The organism is Acidobacterium sp. S8 (assembly GCF_009765985.1).
Classification (GTDB): domain Bacteria; phylum Acidobacteriota; class Terriglobia; order Terriglobales; family Acidobacteriaceae; genus Alloacidobacterium.
This window is the reverse complement of sequence record NZ_LMUM01000015.1, coordinates 46,879-63,839: the sequence shown is the minus strand read 5'-3', so window position 1 is coordinate 63,839 and position 16,961 is coordinate 46,879. Positions and strand designations below refer to the sequence as shown.

Sequence of the window (16,961 nt, the reverse complement as noted above, 5' to 3'; positions counted from 1 at the left end):
CGCGAAAACATTCACGTTAGAAAACTTCTGTCTGATTTGCTGCTTCATTTCTACAGATGTAGATCACTGTACGGAAACTCATCCAGCAATGACAAGTTGGAAATTTGGATTCGACCGTCGCCCGCATTGACTCGGTGCTGCGTCTAATGAATATGCTTTCCGCAATCGCAACCCCTGTGTTGAGCATGATTTTACTAGCCGTTGCAACGGCTAGTGCACAGTCATTGGCTGGCATGGAAATCCCGGCTATCACCGTGCGGTCGAATTTAGTAATGGTGCCAGCCCTGGTGAAGACCAAGGCTGGCGAGATTGTCTTCTCGCTCAACGCCGACGATTTCGTTCTCACCGATGACGGGGTTCCGCAGTCGTTGCAACTCGAGTCCGATACCGACTCGCAACCTCTGGCATTGGCGGTCATCGTACAGACCGGCGGTCAGGGAGCGTCACACCTGCACGACTACCGCGATCTCGAGGCGGTGCTCGATGCCATCATCGGCAACGTGCCACATCGTGTTGCGGTAGTTAGTTTCGACAGCATGCCTCATCTCGAACAGGATTTTATCGCCGATACGGATGCGGCAGCCAAAACGATTACCAACCTTCACGAAGGTGATCCGGGCGCAGCCATTCTTGACGCGCTCAATTTCGGCATCAATCTTTTGTCCAAGCAACCGCCGGCCTATCGCCGTGCCGTTGTGTTATTCAGCGAGACGATCGATATCGGTAGCCAAACGAGCTTCGAGAACGCTATACGCGCCGTCGACGACACAAATACCTCGATCTATAGTTTCGGCTTTTCTAGTACGAAATCGGCGCTGAAACATCAGACGTCAGAGCTGCCCAGGCCGGGCGGAAGTCCGTACTCGGACGAGCCATATTCCCCGGGTGGTTGCATGAGCCACGACCCCGATGCCGATCCGGATGCCCACGGAAAGCGTAGCGTGCAGGCGTTGGACTGCGCCAGTGATCTACTCCCGCCGTTGCGACTGGCTCGGATGATGTATATCGCCGCAAAGGACGGACTCGCGCGCAATGTGCCCGAATCCGTCGCGCAACTAACGGGCGGCGAGTACTTCACCTTCAAGGACGCAAACACGCTCAATAGGCACCTGGTAGCTATCTCGCATGACGTACCAAACTACTATGTCCTGAGCTTTCGTCCACAATTGCCACACTCTGGATTCCATGCTCTGAAATTAAGTCTTAAGGACAGACCGGAGCTTCTGTTGAGGGCTCGCAACGCATATTGGGTGGAGGCCGAAACAGCGAACAATAAGTAGTTCTGTCCTGGCGAATCAATTCCTTTATCAATTGGTGATAAAGTCCAAAAAGCTCGGTCGCCGACTCTCTAAAATGCGGTTGATTGTTGATTATGATTTGTGGACGATGAGACCGTTCTTCCATAGCGCCAGGACAATGTCCATCTGGCTATTATGCGGTTTTCCAGTATCATTCGCGACTGCCCGCCACAATTCGCTTATGGACCAGCGCTGCATTCCTTCGATTAGTAATGCTGCAGCACGCACCGCATAGGCCTTATCGTCCTTCGATGCTGCATAGTTACCCGCTGGAATGCCCTTAACCAATCCCTCTTCGCACAGTCCGAGAAAAGCTCCACGTGGGCTGCTCTTCTTCCGCGCCGTCGGACTGGTCGGGTAGAGTGTCTTCATCGCGCTCTCCCATCGAGCTACCGGATCGGTGTTGGCAGAAGATTCTCGCCGGGCCGCCATGAGCGCTGCTTCTCCGTATCTATTGGCCATTGAGGACTCCCATATCGCCCGAAGTTGATTTTACAAGAGTAGGCCAAGACTGCCGTTGGAAATACTCTTCAAGGGTGACTCGCACCGGCTTCTAAGCAAGCTTGGGGCTTGATCAACTTTTTTTCGAGATACTTTGACGACTTATAAGTTTAACTTTTTTACGAGTTTCATTAATTGCACGTTGATGTACAAGACAGTTATCGAGACCAACAAAGCAAGCAAAATGCTAGTTATAGCCATGGATAGCCATCCGAAGTCGCCGCTGAAGGTGTCAGAAGATTGAAGATAGATAGGCGGGATTATCGGTGTTGGATCAGTCGGGCCAAACATTCAAAGCCTTTCGTAAAACCCTAATCGCGCGAAGACTTGATGGAAGGCAATGGTGCAATCGGATGTTTGAGGCGAGGGATGAAACAGATGGTGACTCTACTGCAACTTTATTTGATAGCCGTTACTGCAACCAACCGCAAGCTTATTGGACGAGAGCCTCAAGGCGCGTGTCTAAGTCTTCCCTGTTGATCTCAAATTTCCGGATCATTTCGATGGCCCGGTCCACGTTATAGGGATTCAGTTCTCCCTCCGGCATAGTTAACGAGGCAGACAGGTGGGCGGCAACGGCGCGAGGGCACTCCGTATGCATGTCGTAACCGCTCCCCTGGAGCAGGTTGACGAGAGTATCGAGGCGAAAACGCGTGTAAGGCGTGAGCGGCTTGCACGTATCGCAGAGAGCGTCCAGGTCAATGTTCAATGGACTCTTCCTAAGACTGAGATGTTGTGGGAGTAAGTTAAAGATATGGCAACAACTTGCCTGAGTCAACAGAAATTAATTTGTAAGTGATGTTTTATCTATAGCTTGTAGCCCACTCTTCTCATAACGGTGAAACTTTCTTCTCTATCGTCTGCAGGAGTTATTTGTTTACTTCTCAGCGAAAAATCGGGGAACACGAGAGGCAAGACACGGTGCGCGCGCATACTGACGTGCGGGTGCTAGGATGTCTGCATGTTCAGGTTGGGAAAACCGGAGACACCGGGTCAATGGATAGGCCACATCATCGCGGCCATTGTCTCACTGTTTCTCGTATGGTGGATGCTGCGGGTTTACGTGCTCGGATAAGACCATCTTAGGTCAGGAAATGTAGATAGATTTTCCGCATCCAACCAATATGCGGCTATCCCAAATATCTCTGATTGGCCAATCGCTGTTCTACATTGCAGGCGGCGTGAACCATTTTTGGCACACGCCTTTTTATGTCCACATTATGCCGGACCACTATACTGATCCGGGAGCCTGGGTTCAGCTAACCGGCGCGGCTGAAATTGCGGGTGGTGTGGGGCTGCTGGTGCCTGCGACCAGAAGAACCGCTGCGCTTTCGATTGCTGCGATGCTCGTCGGCTATTTCGATGTTCATATTTTTATGCTGCATCATGCGGAGCGGTTCCCGGAGATACCGAAGTGGGCGCTCTGGGCACGGATTCCGTTGCAATTCGCGCTTATTGCGTGGGCATTGAAGCATGCGGGTGCGGAGAAGTCTAATCGGAATTTAGCGGCTTAGCCGTTATGAACTGCGCTGGCGTTTCGGATACCACTCGGTAAAGCGGAATGCACCCAAAAGTGCTGCGATAGTGACTACAACGCCAATCCAGCGCGGCAGGTTCGTTGCGTAGAGCAGGAGCAGATCGGCGATGACCATGAGGGCAAAGGCAGCGCCCCAGACGGCTGTAATGATGTAATTTGTGCGGACGAATCCATCGCTCGTCCAATATTCTCTGGCTACCTGTTCGCGCGCGTACTGCAGAGTGAATGGCCAGCGCAAGGCAATCGAGACGAGAACGATCAGGAGCAATCCTATATCGACGCGAAGACGTACGGCCGCTATAGGCCAGTACCCTCCTTTGAAGTAGACGTAGGCTGCGAGTCCTCCGAATAGGAGCACGGTACCGACTTCCAGTATTTTGACCGAGCGTCTGCTGTTGAGGGCGTCGCGCATCAGCATGATGGCGGAGACGATGGTGGCGGACGTTAGCGCGATCATGATTCCGAAGAGCCTTACGGCGACGAAATATACGAAGAATGGCAAGAATGCCAGCAAAATCCCCATCCGTCACCTCTGGCTGAAACGTGGCTTTGATTGAGCGGCCATACTAGTGCTGGCAAGACGAGCGGCGGGCAACAGACAATACAGTTTCAAGGAATGCCTCTTCTGAAACCTTGGTCCATAAGACTATCACGCAGGTTTTATACGTGGCGCGCTTCTCCTGAGATGCAGCGCAGAGAGATGCGGAGATATCTAAAGCAGGAAGATCCACAGGCTCAGGATGCATACGGCGATGATTCCTAAGCAGAGAGAGATGAGAGCCCAGTCACGTGCATGGGTCCACTGCCAGCGCGACAAGAGACAGCAGGACTCCGATAGTGAGGGCGATGCCTGTACCGTAAGTTCCGTGTTCTTTCCAGACAGGTAAACCGGATCCGACATGCCATCGCCAGTTCTGCGACATGATGACGCTGAGGGATATCGACCCGTATACGAGGAGCGCAAGAGACAGGCTACCAATCAGCCGATTGCGAAGATATCCAGGCGGGAAGATGCTTTCACTCATCTCGAAGTCCTTCAGCTTCGATCGGGATGGGCAGGCGACAGCCTAACGCCATTGAATAATATAGCTGTTAAATGACGGACGTGCGTTAAGTTTTTGGGGTATTTAGAAGACATTGCGGAGAGATAATCCCCATGTCTCAGAAACGAGACATGGGCGGATGCAGATGAATGGCATCAGATGCGCTGTCTTTAGGTCGCGTATTCGATTTGAACCGATATTGAATGGAACGGCTCTTGAAATATCACTTCACAGCGGGAGGAAGCTTGGCGGGCATGTTGTACCGCGGCGTCAGAAGATCGAGGACGTCCGAGATGGAGTCTTCAAATCGCGTTCCCGTTTTATGGCTTACCCTCACTCCCTTCGAGACAAGTTGACAGATTTGGAAACGATTGTGTCCTTGAGCAAGGGCGCGATAAATTTGTTCGGATCGCATGAGTGAAGCTCCGATCTACTGTGATTAGTACGTGAGCTAGCGAAAGGCTTGGAGGCGGAGGGGGAAAGTCTACAGGCCAAAGGGCAGGGGGTGCGTAACCTCTATTGTACTCTTTTGTGACTGCTGGGCCGCATATAATGCGGTGCCGGTCTGGCCTTGTTCCACCTTGACTATCTATCTACCTGCTGAGATTGTGCGGCGATAGATTTGTCGACAACGAAAAATAGCTTTTTCCTTTAGTGTCCACGTGATAGGCTGCGCGGATAAGGTTTCTGTTTCATTCACTGCGTTCCGCAGAGCAGATTCCGCCCCCGCCCATTTCAGGAGAACGATTATGGCAACAGAGGCGTTTGCTCAGCCGGATTCTTTGCCCCAGCGACATCTTTATCGACCCGTCAATCGCAGGATAGACCGCATTTTCTTTGGCGGAATGGCGATCCTGCTCTGCATTGTTGTATTTATCGGCTTTTCACCAACCTATTTCCGTGCCGGAATGCTGCGTGCTCCATTGCCCAGTCCTATTCTGCATTTTCACGGAGCGGCTTTCACTCTATGGATGATTCTTTACCTCGTGCAGTCAGCCCTGATTTCAGTGCGGCGTGTGTCATGGCACCGGTCGCTTGGCACGATTGCATTCTACCTGCCGCCAGTGATGGTGATTCTCGGACTCATTGCAGCGCTTGATGCGCTGCATCGAGGCGTCTCGATCGGGCCGCTCGATCCGGCGGTCTCGCTCGCAATTCCGCTGCTGGGTATCATCTGTTTTGCGGTCATCATTTTCGCTGCGTGGCAAACGCGCCGCAAGCCGGACTCGCACAAACGCCTGATACTTTTCGCTACGGTCGGGCTCACAGAAGCCGCGTTCGGCCGCTTTCCGTGGAGTCAGATCGGTCTTGCACCCGCCGCGGGCGCGGTAACCGGCCTTGGGATTCTGGTGCTCCTGGCGGTTGTCTATGACCTTGTCTCGCTACACCGGATTCACCGTTCCACAATGTGGGCAGCACCATTGACCTTCGCGATTGGAGCCTTTGCTGTCCCGATTGGAATGACACCCGCGTGGCATAGCTTCGCCGCATTCCTGAATCGCACGGTAGCAGCACATCTATAGACGGCCCGCCCGCGAAGTAATCAATTTATGGTTACAACAAGTTATTGCTTTGGAACTAAAGAGTCACTAGGCAGCGCAGTCTACTAGAGGTACAGTCAATTCATTGAGTAGCACTTGGGGGAGGGCTACTGAGTTGTGACGCCAGTGAACTTACCGTTCACTGGCGTTTTGCATTTTGCCGGTGTTGTCAATAGAACGAACCTTTTCTCCAGGTTACCCTCGTAATTAACGCTTCTGCGCCGATTCATGCAATATTGAAGTCCTCCCTCTCCTCCCCCAAGAAAAGGCGAGTTTCCATGTCATCTTCTGAACGCACCTATTCCCTGCTGAAGGATTGTGCGCTCCCTGATCCATTGCACAGCGGGAACGAATATAAGCTTTGTCCTTCCGGGTTTGCTCTGAACCATCGGCATTCCGAGGCACAGACGATCGAAGTATCCACTAACTACGGGCTAACTAAAGCTTCCGACGAAGCGAGCCGCACCGAATGGTTCGAAGCTTTGAAAGCAGTCATAAGTTTGCGCCAGACTGCCATGACGGCGCAGTTTGATCATGTCAAGGATTGTTTTATCTGCTCGGTTGCGTTCGGATTAACACCCGACGTGTCCACGCCGTTAGCCCAACGCCTGGCGAAACTTGCGCGGCTGGGATTTATGTCTCAATGACCGTGGACGGTGAGACTAAATTTTGGCATGCGAATAAAGGCGAATCCACAGATGATATTCGCCTTTTATTCGCTAGAATGGGGTATGTCATTTCATGGTCCGACGCCGCACCTGCATCCCTTCGTGATCACCTGCAAACGCTGCCGGGAGAATATCGCAGCCCCGGTGGAGACAATGCCGGATTCCTGGATTGTCGTTGAGTGTCCGTTGTGTCGGGAAAGACGCCGGTACCTGCCGGCAGACATTTTTCAAGGTAGGCTATCGTTCGATTTCCATGAATGGGCTCGGAAGGCTCGCCGCCGGGCTTAAGATGGCCGCCAGTGGCTATACTTTCTCACTGCCGCAGTACTGGCGCGTGATGGGTAAACATAAGCAGCACAAGAACTACCACAATCAAGACTGCGATCAATGCGGTAAGCAGAAATCCGCAGATCTGCTTTACACTTTTCGGCTTGTCGATCTCTTGAGTGTCATGCATGATTTTTCCTTCGCATACGTTCAATGACAGGCTTGCGCCGGAAATCTAAATGATCGCCGGCGGCCTGCTGGATGCCAGAGATCAAGCCTCGAGAGCATCACCGCGGCAGGACGGATGACCGCACTGACATAGAACTTCCACAGAGCCTTTCAATCCTTCGCAATGAGCGCTGCAAAATTTTTCGCCGTCGGCCGCGACGCAGCTACAGGCAGGGTTGGCGCATTTCTTCGATTCAGCCATGACTTCTCCTTTTTAATAGTGCCAAGTGATAGTTTCGTGCATGAACTAACCAGAAGTAGGATGCGAGCCGGGATGTTCCAGTGTAACGAAAACAAAGAAAACCCTTGACTGGCGTGTTCTCTTGTTAAGAGACGCTCAACAGCCTTTTTGTCGACCTTTGCAGTTGCAGGCGCAAGCGCGCTGGCCGAAATTGGCTTTACCGTATCGATGCTTATCAGAACCTTGGCCTTTAATAATGACTTGCAGCCGGATGCGTCGAAGACCAGAGTTCTGGCGGCTTCTCTACTTGCCGGATGGTCGGATATTGCTTTGCTGCGTTGATGTAACGCGATGCGTGGGTCATGAGCGAAACTGTCCGATGTGGTAGTGGCGCGCCATGGTGGCGGGACCTTCGGAGTAAAGTGGTCACCTCACTGCCAAATAAAGTCCACGTTCTTGCATCAGGAGAAAACATTTATCTACTGGTTGACATCTAATTTACCGATATAAATCCATGCCAGAACCGGTAATCGAAAGCCTAATTAGTAAGTTTGTTTCTATGCACAAAGTAAAAGAATCGATTGGTTTTACACTTGGAAGGTTTTTTTTGAGAGTTCGCATTTTCTGTATTTCTTCTGTCATCCTGGTTCTGCTCTGCGGTAGTTACTTGCCTTGTTTTGGCCAGACACAGTCTGCACCGAGTGCGACAGTCACGCCAAATCCCACGAAGCCCGAGAGCCAGCCGGATCTGGGGCTCGATCGCGATCCGATTCTTTCGCCGGATTCCGCTGATAACGCCCCCATAAACCCCGCCACATTGAAGATCGAGACTCAGGCGAAAGAGAGCCACAAGCAGGGGGATATCTATACGCTTCACGAAGATGTGAACGAGGTACTCCTCAGTGTCACGGTTGTGGATGAAAAGGGACAGATGGTTCGCGATCTCAACCGCGGTGACTTTAAGGTTTGGGAAGACGACGTTCCGCAGACAATTGCTTCGTTTCAGCACCAGGATCTTCCAGTTTCGCTGGGAATTCTTATCGATAACTCCGGTTCCATGCGTGATAAACGCGCAGCTGTGAATGCTGCAGCGCTGGATTTGATGAGAGCTTCAAACAGTGCGGATGAGGCATTCGTCGTAAACTTTTCGGATAACGCCTACATTGATCAGGATTTCACTTCCGATGTAGCTCAGTTACAGCGTGGACTTTCTCACGTTGATTCCAGGGGCACGACAGCGATCTATGACGCGGTGGTGGCCTCGGCCGATCAGCTTTCCGGCCATGCGAAACGTCCGAAGCAGGTCATTCTGATCATCACCGATGGCGAGGACAACGCATCGAGACTGGATCTGCAGCAGGCTGTCCGGCGTGTGCAGAATCTTGGCGGCCCGGTGGTTTATTCGATCGGGCTGCTGTTCGGAAACGATAATAAGGAAAAAACGCAGCACGCGAGAGATGCCCTGGAGACGCTGTCGCGGGAGACGGGTGGAATTGCCTACTTCCCTCGCTCGCTGGAAGATGTGAATGCGATTGCGGCAGAGGTCGCCACCGATATTCGCAACCAGTACACGATTGGCTACCACTCGACAAAGGCAGCTAATCTGGGCGGCTATCGAACTGTACGCGTGGAAGCGGCAGGGCCTAAGCGTGGCAAGCTGATCGCGAGAACGCGCAAGGGCTACTATCCTTCGCAAATGCAAGGAAAGAGCGTGAACAGTGCCAACAATTTGAACGGCGTGGTGACGACTACCCCGACGGATCCCGCTGCTGCACCTCAGAACTGAGGCTAGTTCCTTGCGAGAGGAGAGTGTGAGTAACGCTCTCCTCTCGCTACGGCAGGCAGGGCTTTAAATGAGCCGACGACGACCCGTTCTAAAAGCATCTACCCTTCTATTCTCCTGTCGCGATTTATGTCAGACCTTCGCTCTTCGGCTTGTGAAGTCTCGAAGGTAAACATTGTCGGAGATTCTTCGCCTGCGGCTCAGAATGACGGCTCTTCTTCCTAGTGAGATGGAATGTAATCAGATCGTGAAAGAGCTTTTATCCGGTTGTTTGTAGTTAGGCGACGCAGAACTTCGATTATGAAAGGCATCCCGCAGAAGAGAACCGCTCTGCAGGAGAGCAACATCTTTGCTTTCCTGCGGAGCGGTCTTTAAGAAGGAGTCGAACTCAGTACAGGTGGAAGGCTACATCGACTACCATTCGTACGGCAACCGGATGTCCTTGGTAAATTGCCGGCTTGAACTTATACTGCCGAACGGCTTCGATGGCTTTCTCGTCCAGGCCCATACCGAGATGACGAACGACTTCGATATTCTGCGGGTTGCCGTTGGTGTCAACGATCAGCCGAATAGAGACAGCTCCTTCGTACCTTGCGCGGCGAGCTTCATCGGTAAATTCCGGATCGACAGAATGAAGAACCTGCGGAGCAGCGACTCCACCGCCAACGCTCATAACACCGCCGCCGTAGCCACCGCCACTGCCCGGTCCGATGCCGCTGCCGTGACCAGAGCCGATGCCGCCGCCCAAGCCTTGGCCGAATCCAGAACCACTACCGGAGCCTTGTGAAGCGAGCGCAACCTGCGTCGACTGGGTAACGCCGATGTTTGGCATGTTGCTGTCAGGAAGCTTTACTGCCTGCGGCATAGCCACTGCCTGTTGAGCAGCAAGCTTCGGGTGATCGACCACGAGCAACTGCGGAGGTGCGGTCTGCACTTTTTCAATTGGGGGAAGATGGCCTTTGCTGGCCTGCACTACCGAATGAACTCCACCACCACCACCGCCGCCCATCGCTTTAGCAGCGGGCATGGTAATGGGAATGAAGGGCGAGATGTCGACAGGCGTGACCTTTACCTGCGGTTGCACGACGACGTGGTTGTGCGCAACCAATGTCAGCCATGCGATCAGAGAGATAATTCCCGCATGAAGAACAAAAGAGACGGCGCTCGACGCGGGACTGCGCTTGACCGCCATTGGATCGGCGACTGCAATTGGTGTCGAGGTGAGTTCAAGAGGCGGCTGCTTCTTGAAAGAAAATGCGTCTCCGAGGTTTGAAAGCAACGATGACCAGACAGAAGTATCAGTTTCAAGCAGAATGCTGGGAGCCTCAATGGCTGCGGCATTTGAGCCGCTGAATTGCAAATCGGCACTCGTTAATCCGAGATTGCTCATATTTTTATAATGCCGAGACCGAAGCCCGGCACCTCCTTGATGAATACTGATGCACTACTTGCACTAGCTGTGGATGAGGCCTTGCGGTTACCAGATACCTTTGTCGCTTCCGGTGATCTTTTGTCCGACAACTGCCGCGGTGGCAAGCCATGGCAGTAAACCAAGACGGGCGCTGCTCTGCAATTCCCTCTTACGCAGCAAACCGGTAAGTTGCGTGCTGTAAAGACCAACAGAATGCGGCATGATCGGCACCCGGATGAAATCACGCTTGTAATAGACAGGGTCCGCACCGAAACGCGCAGAGGCCTTGACGATCTGCGGCAGATCGAGACCTGTACCGCGGTATTGCTTTACGTAATCGGACACGATTAACAGGTAGGTAGCCACGCCTTCCCATATGCCCGCCGTTGTTGCGGCACGGCGCAGATTCTCGTAATCGATGGCGCCGCTCTCTACCAGGCTGGCGCTGTCGACGATGTCACAGAGTCTGAAGTAGAAGTGGCGATACATACGCTGCAGCGTGGAGATCATGAGACGATCTGAGATGGAAGTCACGCGAAAAGAGAGATTGTCAACTTCCACGGTTCTGGAATATTGGGCAATGTTGGCGGCAATTGCGATTTGCTCGCCGGTCTGGCCGAGGCGGCCCATGTGGATTTCAACTGCTTCCGGCAAACCCGGAATTTCAAAGTTCCACTTGCGCGCCAGACGATCACCCCAGCTGCGCGATGCGATGGTCGCGTGGAAGCGAGATTTCATCATTGCGCAGACTTTTTCCGGAGTTGTGTTGGTGTAGAGGTCGAGATCGCTTCCAAGGTCGGGCCAGTGATCAAGAGACTTGATGACAGTTACGTCATAGCCGTGGTCGTCGAAGGTCTCACAGATCTTGTGGAGAAACGGGATTGCTTTCTGGATGCGAGCCTTCTCCGTCGCAAGTGCTTCGCCAGCCCACTGCGAACGGAGGTTATCTTTCGCATCATTCATTATCTGCAGAAAGATTTCCATGCCGCGCACAATTACGTGGTTGGAGTTTGCAAGGGCAACGAGATCATCGAATTCTTCCCGGCTGATCTGGGCGAATTCTGAGTAAAGGCCTGTTGGGGATGTCAGGCCGTCATAGGGTGACAGCAACAGACGAGACAGCTTACGCATGGACTCCTGCGATGGATGGGGAACGGCGACGGCCTTAGGCATATTTAGCAACAATCCTTTTCATCATTGGTGGGGAACGGGGGATGAAGGTGGAACATTGGGCTGCGATGTGCTGTCCTCGCGGCGTTTTAACTGTACGGGCTCTGTGAGCTGGCGGCGGCTTTGTGTGTAGCGATCTATTTCGCCGTCCACCTGTTCCCCGCTGTCAGCGGCTACAGCAAGGAGATGTTTTCCCTGTGCCGAGCTCTGACTTGCCAAACCGATACGGGCATTGGCGTTATCTGCTTTACGGGCTCTGTCATAAAAGAAGGCTGCGGTTTCCATGTCGCCATCTCTTTCGGACACATAACCAAGATTATTGAGCGAGAACGCACTGTAGGGATTGAGGGAGTAAGCCTCAAGAAAATCCTTTCGAGCGGTGCTCCAATCATTTCTGTTTATCGCGGACACGCCACGAAATGCGAGCAATGCTGCACGTGCCTCGGGTACATCCAGTTTTTGCATGCGCGCCGTCAGTTTCCGCGCATTTTCTGTTGCCATCTCACTGGCTGGCTTTCCGCGCCATGACCGATTCAGGGTGACGACGACCACGTCGGAAGAGGACGATCCGGATGCCTGATCGTAATACTTCAATGCCTGCTCAAAGTTTCCAAGTCCTTCCTCGGCAACGCCAAGATTGTTCTGCGTGAAAGGATTGTTTGAGTCGAGCGAAAGAGCTTTCTGGAGAAGCTGCTGAGCCTCAGAATTTCGTCCCTGCTGCAATAGATCAATCGCCTGGATGTTCATGCGGTTTACCCTCATCGGCATGTCCTGTATGCCGTTGAGAGCTTCCATCATGGGCTTACCTTCGAGCGATTTTGCACTACTGGTATCAATGAATGCGTTGCTTCCCTGTTGCGATGCCAGAGAATAAAATTTCTGAGCACGTTCCAGTTCGCCCTGCAGCTCGGAGATGTACCCGAGATTGTTCAGAGTGAAAGGATCGGCAGGATCGTACAGATATGCTTTGTAGAAGATCGCTTCAGCTTTGTCGTACTGATGATTTCTCACTGCGCTGACGCCTTCTCGATTGAGACGTTGTACAGGAGTAAGCTCACTATGCCTGGGAAGCATGAGCTGTATATCGCGCGCCCATATATTTCCGCTGCAAAAAATTGTTGTAAGCGCAGCTATCGCGAGCCATTTTTTGGATTCCACACTCATTTTCGTGATTTATTCACCTTGTATGTCTTAGGCCGGAGGAGAGGCGCACCTTACATTCGATACCAAGAAAAGAAAATTCGTTGCCCGAATCCGGGAACATGAGAACTGTAATTATAGAAAAAAGACTTTTAAGCAATTGTCAGGCGACTATATGGATGTCCTCCACATCTAATAACTGCCGAAAATATTTATAGAATAAGGTTCAAGTCGCATGGGTTGTGTATTAGCAGTAGCTATTTTGAAAAGTGTCGTAATTGCTCAACTGGCCTCTACCGGTGTTAAGCCGGCGCAGGGGGCAGTCGCGCAGCCCATCTCAATACCTTCCACCTCGTCATCTAACGTTGCGAGTCTGCCGTCTCTGCCCATGATGCCGAAAGGAAAGAGCACCGTGATTGGCGGAGCGATCCGCACCGTTGATCCTGTTCGCGATCAGCTAACGCTGAAAGTATTCGGCGGCCACTCGATGAAGATTTTCTTTGATGAGCGCACCCAGGCATTCCGGGATGGAAAGAAGATTTCCCTGCGCGACCTTAGCCCGGAAGACCATGCCTCTATCCAAACGACATTGGATGGAACATCCGTGTTTGCGGTGAGCATTCATATTCTTTCGCAGACGCCTGAAGGCGAGATGCAGGCGCAAGTAGTTGGCTATGATCCGCAAAAGGAAGAATTGACGGTGCGCGATACGCTCTCTCATCAGCCGATCAAAGTGCAGGTGCCTGCGGGAATGATGGTTACGAATGTCGGGCAAGCGGCGGCCGTCTCAGAAAGCGGCAGTGCAGCATCTCTTATAAAAGGCACTCTGGTTTCGATTAATTTCCAATCGGGCAGCGATGGTCGCGGCATTGCAAAGCGCATTTCAGTGCTTGCAGCACCCGGCTCGTCATTTGTGTTCACCGGAAGTATCACCTACTTCGACGTTCACGCAGGCCGGCTTGCCATCGCCGATGCGGGTGATCAGAAGAATTACTCCATCACTTTCGACCCCGCCCGTTTTCCCGTCAGCCGCGATTTTCGCGAAGGGACACACGTGAAGGTAACTGCCAACTTTGATGGCGAACGTTACGTAGCAAGCGACATCTCAGTCGACTGATCCAGCACGCATGAGGGAAACTATAGAAGTTGACTCATAGCGCCTGTCCGGGTCTACCCGAACCAGGTCACTTATAAGTGAGCGGGAATGCTGAGGGCGAATTGTATCTGAAAAACAGGCGCGAATTTCTCAGGCTGTGCGCCACGTCTGCATCAGCTCTGGCTGGGACAAATATTTTCCACTGCGAAGGAATAGGCGCTGAGGCACTGCATCAGGCTCATGTCTCGGTTTCGCGCTATATCGATCCACTACCGCTATTAAAGCGCGTAGCTCCCCGTGAGACGCGCAAGGACAAGGATCTATACATCATCCGCATGATGGAATGCACATCACAGATGCATTCACAACTGCCGCCGACGCATTGCTGGGGGTTTGAGGGTCAATACCCTGGCCCGATTATTGAAGCGACGCGGGGTCGAGCTATTGAAGTCGAGTGGGAAAATCGGCTGCCAGCCACTCATATTTTCAAAGTGGATACTCATATTCACGGCGCTATGCCGCCAGCTCCCGAGGTGCGCACGGTTCCTCATCTGCATGGCGCGCGGACGCGGTCGGAATTCGATGGACTGCCGGAGAAGTGGTTTACGCCCGGGTCGTCGGCACGTTACTTTTACGAGAACAATCAGCAGGCAGCCACATTGTGGTATCACGACCACGCCGTGGGAATAACGCGTTTGAATGTGTACGCAGGGCTTTCGGGGTTCTATCTGCTGCACGACGATCAGGAGCGCAGAATGAATCTGCCCTCGGGTGATTACGAAATTCCTCTTCTATTGCAGGACCGTACTCTCGATGAGCATGGACAACTCGTTTATGCACCGACAGGTGAAGTTGGCCAGGCGCTTCCTCCAGGAGTTTGGGGGCCGGAGTTCTTTGGTGAATTACCTGTCGTGAATGGGGCGATCTATCCCTATCTGGAAGTTGAGCCACGGCTGTATCGCCTGCGTTTGCTGAATGGCGCGAATTCGCGTTTTTTCAATCTATCGCTCAACCTTGCAAAGCGTCCCACGGATATTCCTTCACTTGTCACCTTTCACCAGATTGGAACGGACGGTGGTTTTCTACCAAAGCCAGCGGCGCTGACGAAGCTGCTATTGGGACCGGCAGAACGTGCCGATCTGATCGTCGATTTTTCTGGCCTGGAAGACAAGACAGTGACGCTGTCGAACGATGCCGGGGCTCCATTTCCGGGATGGAGCATGCTCGTCAAGGAGCATCCATCGCTGTATGAGCTGATGCAATTCCGGGTGACCCGTAAGAAGTCGGAGAATGGCAGGTCTTTCAGCATGCCAAGCGAGTTTGATTTCAGCAGACTGGACGAGAAGGCATCCGTCATTACGCGCGATTTTGTTCTCTCCGAGTGGCTCGATGAACAGGGGCAAACTAAAGGTATACGCATTAACAACAAGGGATACGATGACCCGGTTACGGAGTCGGTGAAGCTTGGGACGGTGGAGAAATGGCGGTTTATCAATACGACCGATGACGCTCACCCCATGCATCTACACCTGGTGCAATTTCAGGTCTTACATCGCCAGGGATTCAATACCGCTGCATTCACACGCGGAGTGCTCGAGCCTATTGGAATTCCCAGGCCTCCGGAGGCAAATGAAGCGGGATGGAAAGACACCGCGATCGTCAATCCGCGCGACGTGCTTACCATCCTTGCCCGATTCGAAGGCTATACAGGCAAATATGTCTTCCACTGCCACATGCTGGAGCACGAAGACAACGACATGATGCGGCCTTACGAAGTCATCTAACCCTCACACAACGGGTGCGTGATCTTCGATAGAAGCAGTTTGCTGTTCGGATTCTGACGTGGAACTGAGCAGGGGCAAGCCTTTACGCAAGATGTAGTCCAGCCATGCGCCAGCCAGTTGCGAAGTAAGAACAGCGGCAAGTACCAGCGTCGTATAGAACTTCGCGCTGATAATACCTGCATCGAATGCCACGCTTGCAAGTACGATGCCCGGTCCGCCGCGCGCATTCGTGGTGATGGCCAGGTTGATGAGATCCAGACCTCGAAAGCCAGCGAGACGTCCGGCCAGAGATACCGAGAGAATCTTGATGATGCAGCTACCGAGAATAAAGGCAGCGACCATCTTCCACGAGAATCCGCGGATGAGATCGAGCTTTAGCCCTACGATCGCGAAGTAGACCGGGATAAAGAATGCGAAGGACACTTTGCCGATCGCATCGAGCGCATCAGCAAAGAGTCGGCGCTTTTTATGTACTACTGCGAAGCCGGCAAGGAATGCGGCGAATACCAGGCTTACGTTCAATGCGCCGGCAATCACACAGTATCCGAGAAGCACAGCAAGTGCATAGCCAACGGGCGAGTGCTTTGCGAGAACGTTCGCAGGCGCTTTGTTGATGCGCTTGATGGCTCGCGGAAGGAGCGTTAGTCCAAGTGCGAAAAAGACGGCAGTGGCGATCAGATGGAATGACATCTGCCGCAGATTGAGAGCGGTTTTACCTGCCATGGCAGTAGCCACGGCAAGTGCCAGCCACAATACGATGTCTTCGAGTACTGCTACACCCAGAACGAGTCGAGCAAAGCGGGTATGGAGAATTTTAAGGTCTGTAAATATCTTCGAAACTACCGGGACCGATGTGACTGCGACGCCGACGGCAAGAACGATGATGAGCGAGATGGTATTTCCGTGAGGACCGGCCAGCGAGGGGCGAATTAAACGCGGACCCATGACAAGTGCGAGCAGAAACGGCAAGCCTGTGCCTACAATCGTGAGCCAGCCTACCTCACGTCGCTCGTCGCGACTGAAGAGCTGTCGTACTTCAGCTCCGGAAAGAAACATCAACAGCAGCAGTCCAAGCCAATAGATAAAGGTGAGGATATGACCTTTGTCTGCGTTTTGCAGGGTATGGGCAATGAACGGAATGCGCCCGAGTAACGCTGGCCCAAGCACGACGCCGGCTAGAATCTCGCCAATCACTTTAGGCTGCCGCAGCTTTACGAAAAAGTAACCGAGCAGCTGCGACAACCCTGCGAGAAGCAGGAGGGCGAACAGGATCGAAGACAGATCAGAGTCAGACATGTTTGCTCCTCGCAAAA

General features: G+C 52.7%; 17 protein-coding genes. 8 read left to right on the top strand and 9 right to left on the bottom strand.

Features of this window, described 5'->3' with window-relative positions:
- Positions 1 to 146 precede the first annotated feature (146 nt).
- Positions 147 to 1,280 carry a VWA domain-containing protein gene (locus GSQ86_RS04240; protein ID WP_216841008.1) on the top strand — a complete coding sequence of 378 codons (1,134 nt, stop codon included), beginning with the start codon at positions 147 to 149 and terminating at the stop codon, positions 1,278 to 1,280.
- A 90-nt stretch (positions 1,281 to 1,370) separates the two neighbouring features.
- On the opposite strand, the gene GSQ86_RS04235 is transcribed toward GSQ86_RS04240, so the two are convergent.
- Positions 1,371 to 1,760 carry a hypothetical protein gene (locus GSQ86_RS04235; RefSeq protein ID WP_158748716.1) on the bottom strand — a complete coding sequence of 130 codons (390 nt, stop codon included), beginning with the start codon at positions 1,758 to 1,760 and terminating at the stop codon, positions 1,371 to 1,373.
- Positions 1,761 to 2,232: 472 nt separating this feature from the next.
- Positions 2,233 to 2,508, bottom strand: coding sequence for a hypothetical protein (locus GSQ86_RS04230; RefSeq protein ID WP_158748715.1), 276 nt, complete (start codon positions 2,506 to 2,508; stop codon positions 2,233 to 2,235).
- 415 nt (positions 2,509 to 2,923) lie between these two features.
- Between GSQ86_RS04230 and GSQ86_RS04225 the strand changes: the two genes are divergently transcribed.
- Positions 2,924 to 3,313 (top strand): DoxX family protein, encoded by a 390-nt coding sequence (locus GSQ86_RS04225; RefSeq protein ID WP_158748714.1) that lies wholly within the window; start codon positions 2,924 to 2,926, stop codon positions 3,311 to 3,313.
- Between the two features lie 3 nt (positions 3,314 to 3,316).
- Here the strand turns inward: GSQ86_RS04225 and GSQ86_RS04220 are convergent, their stop codons facing one another.
- Together GSQ86_RS04220 and GSQ86_RS04215 are read right to left on the bottom strand one after the other, a co-directional pair.
- Entirely contained in the window at positions 3,317 to 3,850 is a 534-nt protein-coding gene (locus GSQ86_RS04220; RefSeq protein WP_216841007.1) for a hypothetical protein, read from the bottom strand.
- Between the two features lie 271 nt (positions 3,851 to 4,121).
- The gene (locus tag GSQ86_RS04215) at positions 4,122 to 4,361 is read right to left on the bottom strand and encodes a hypothetical protein (protein ID WP_158748712.1); all 240 of its coding nucleotides are present in this window, start codon (positions 4,359 to 4,361) and stop codon (positions 4,122 to 4,124) included.
- 767 nt (positions 4,362 to 5,128) lie between these two features.
- Here GSQ86_RS04215 and GSQ86_RS04210 point away from each other — a divergent pair.
- Together GSQ86_RS04210 and GSQ86_RS04205 are read left to right on the top strand one after the other, a co-directional pair.
- Positions 5,129 to 5,902: a hypothetical protein gene (locus GSQ86_RS04210; protein WP_158748711.1), complete on the top strand. Its 774-nt coding sequence runs from the start codon at positions 5,129 to 5,131 to the stop codon at positions 5,900 to 5,902.
- Between the two features lie 296 nt (positions 5,903 to 6,198).
- Positions 6,199 to 6,567 (top strand): hypothetical protein, encoded by a 369-nt coding sequence (locus tag GSQ86_RS04205; protein ID WP_158748710.1) that lies wholly within the window; start codon positions 6,199 to 6,201, stop codon positions 6,565 to 6,567.
- Positions 6,568 to 6,901: 334 nt separating this feature from the next.
- Here GSQ86_RS04205 and GSQ86_RS04200 read toward each other — a convergent pair whose 3' ends face one another.
- A complete protein-coding gene (locus GSQ86_RS04200; RefSeq protein ID WP_158748709.1) occupies positions 6,902 to 7,045 on the bottom strand; it encodes a hypothetical protein in 144 nt (47 codons plus the stop codon).
- Between the two features lie 387 nt (positions 7,046 to 7,432).
- On the opposite strand from GSQ86_RS04200, the gene GSQ86_RS04195 reads away from it, so the two are divergent.
- Together GSQ86_RS04195 and GSQ86_RS04190 are read left to right on the top strand one after the other, a co-directional pair.
- On the top strand, positions 7,433 to 7,606 hold the full coding sequence (locus GSQ86_RS04195) for a Na+/H+ antiporter NhaA (RefSeq protein WP_158748708.1): 174 nt from the start codon (positions 7,433 to 7,435) through the stop codon (positions 7,604 to 7,606).
- A 265-nt stretch (positions 7,607 to 7,871) separates the two neighbouring features.
- Positions 7,872 to 9,050 carry a VWA domain-containing protein gene (locus GSQ86_RS04190; protein WP_254062133.1) on the top strand — a complete coding sequence of 393 codons (1,179 nt, stop codon included), beginning with the start codon at positions 7,872 to 7,874 and terminating at the stop codon, positions 9,048 to 9,050.
- A gap of 385 nt (positions 9,051 to 9,435) precedes the next feature.
- Here the strand turns inward: GSQ86_RS04190 and GSQ86_RS04185 are convergent, their stop codons facing one another.
- From GSQ86_RS04185 to GSQ86_RS04175, 3 genes are all read right to left on the bottom strand, one after another.
- A complete protein-coding gene (locus GSQ86_RS04185) occupies positions 9,436 to 10,437 on the bottom strand; it encodes an energy transducer TonB (protein WP_158748706.1) in 1,002 nt (333 codons plus the stop codon).
- A gap of 87 nt (positions 10,438 to 10,524) precedes the next feature.
- On the bottom strand, positions 10,525 to 11,631 hold the full coding sequence (locus GSQ86_RS04180; protein ID WP_158748705.1) for a hypothetical protein: 1,107 nt from the start codon (positions 11,629 to 11,631) through the stop codon (positions 10,525 to 10,527).
- A 21-nt stretch (positions 11,632 to 11,652) separates the two neighbouring features.
- The gene (locus tag GSQ86_RS04175; protein ID WP_158748704.1) at positions 11,653 to 12,639 is read right to left on the bottom strand and encodes a tetratricopeptide repeat protein; all 987 of its coding nucleotides are present in this window, start codon (positions 12,637 to 12,639) and stop codon (positions 11,653 to 11,655) included.
- A 364-nt stretch (positions 12,640 to 13,003) separates the two neighbouring features.
- On the opposite strand from GSQ86_RS04175, the gene GSQ86_RS04170 reads away from it, so the two are divergent.
- Both GSQ86_RS04170 and GSQ86_RS04165 read left to right on the top strand, forming a co-directional pair.
- Positions 13,004 to 13,885: a hypothetical protein gene (locus GSQ86_RS04170; RefSeq protein ID WP_158748703.1), complete on the top strand. Its 882-nt coding sequence runs from the start codon at positions 13,004 to 13,006 to the stop codon at positions 13,883 to 13,885.
- A gap of 101 nt (positions 13,886 to 13,986) precedes the next feature.
- The gene (locus GSQ86_RS04165) at positions 13,987 to 15,648 is read left to right on the top strand and encodes a multicopper oxidase family protein (protein WP_254062132.1); all 1,662 of its coding nucleotides are present in this window, start codon (positions 13,987 to 13,989) and stop codon (positions 15,646 to 15,648) included.
- Between the two features lie 3 nt (positions 15,649 to 15,651).
- Here GSQ86_RS04165 and GSQ86_RS04160 read toward each other — a convergent pair whose 3' ends face one another.
- Positions 15,652 to 16,944, bottom strand: coding sequence for a cation:proton antiporter (locus tag GSQ86_RS04160; RefSeq protein ID WP_158748702.1), 1,293 nt, complete (start codon positions 16,942 to 16,944; stop codon positions 15,652 to 15,654).
- Between the last annotated feature and the right edge of the window lie 17 nt (positions 16,945 to 16,961).

Coding starts and splice junctions, on each gene's coding strand:
- GSQ86_RS04210 (WP_158748711.1), top strand. CDS start 5,129: ATGGCAACAGAGGCGTTTGCTCAGCCGGATTCTTTGCCCCAGCGACAT.
- GSQ86_RS04185 (WP_158748706.1), bottom strand. CDS start 10,437: ATGAGCAATCTCGGATTAACGAGTGCCGATTTGCAATTCAGCGGCTCA.
- GSQ86_RS04235 (WP_158748716.1), bottom strand. CDS start 1,760: ATGGCCAATAGATACGGAGAAGCAGCGCTCATGGCGGCCCGGCGAGAA.
- GSQ86_RS04225 (WP_158748714.1), top strand. CDS start 2,924: ATGCGGCTATCCCAAATATCTCTGATTGGCCAATCGCTGTTCTACATT.
- GSQ86_RS04170 (WP_158748703.1), top strand. CDS start 13,004: ATGGGTTGTGTATTAGCAGTAGCTATTTTGAAAAGTGTCGTAATTGCT.
- GSQ86_RS04200 (WP_158748709.1), bottom strand. CDS start 7,045: ATGCATGACACTCAAGAGATCGACAAGCCGAAAAGTGTAAAGCAGATC.
- GSQ86_RS04215 (WP_158748712.1), bottom strand. CDS start 4,361: ATGAGTGAAAGCATCTTCCCGCCTGGATATCTTCGCAATCGGCTGATT.
- GSQ86_RS04240 (WP_216841008.1), top strand. CDS start 147: ATGAATATGCTTTCCGCAATCGCAACCCCTGTGTTGAGCATGATTTTA.
- GSQ86_RS04180 (WP_158748705.1), bottom strand. CDS start 11,631: ATGCCTAAGGCCGTCGCCGTTCCCCATCCATCGCAGGAGTCCATGCGT.
- GSQ86_RS04205 (WP_158748710.1), top strand. CDS start 6,199: ATGTCATCTTCTGAACGCACCTATTCCCTGCTGAAGGATTGTGCGCTC.
- GSQ86_RS04160 (WP_158748702.1), bottom strand. CDS start 16,944: ATGTCTGACTCTGATCTGTCTTCGATCCTGTTCGCCCTCCTGCTTCTC.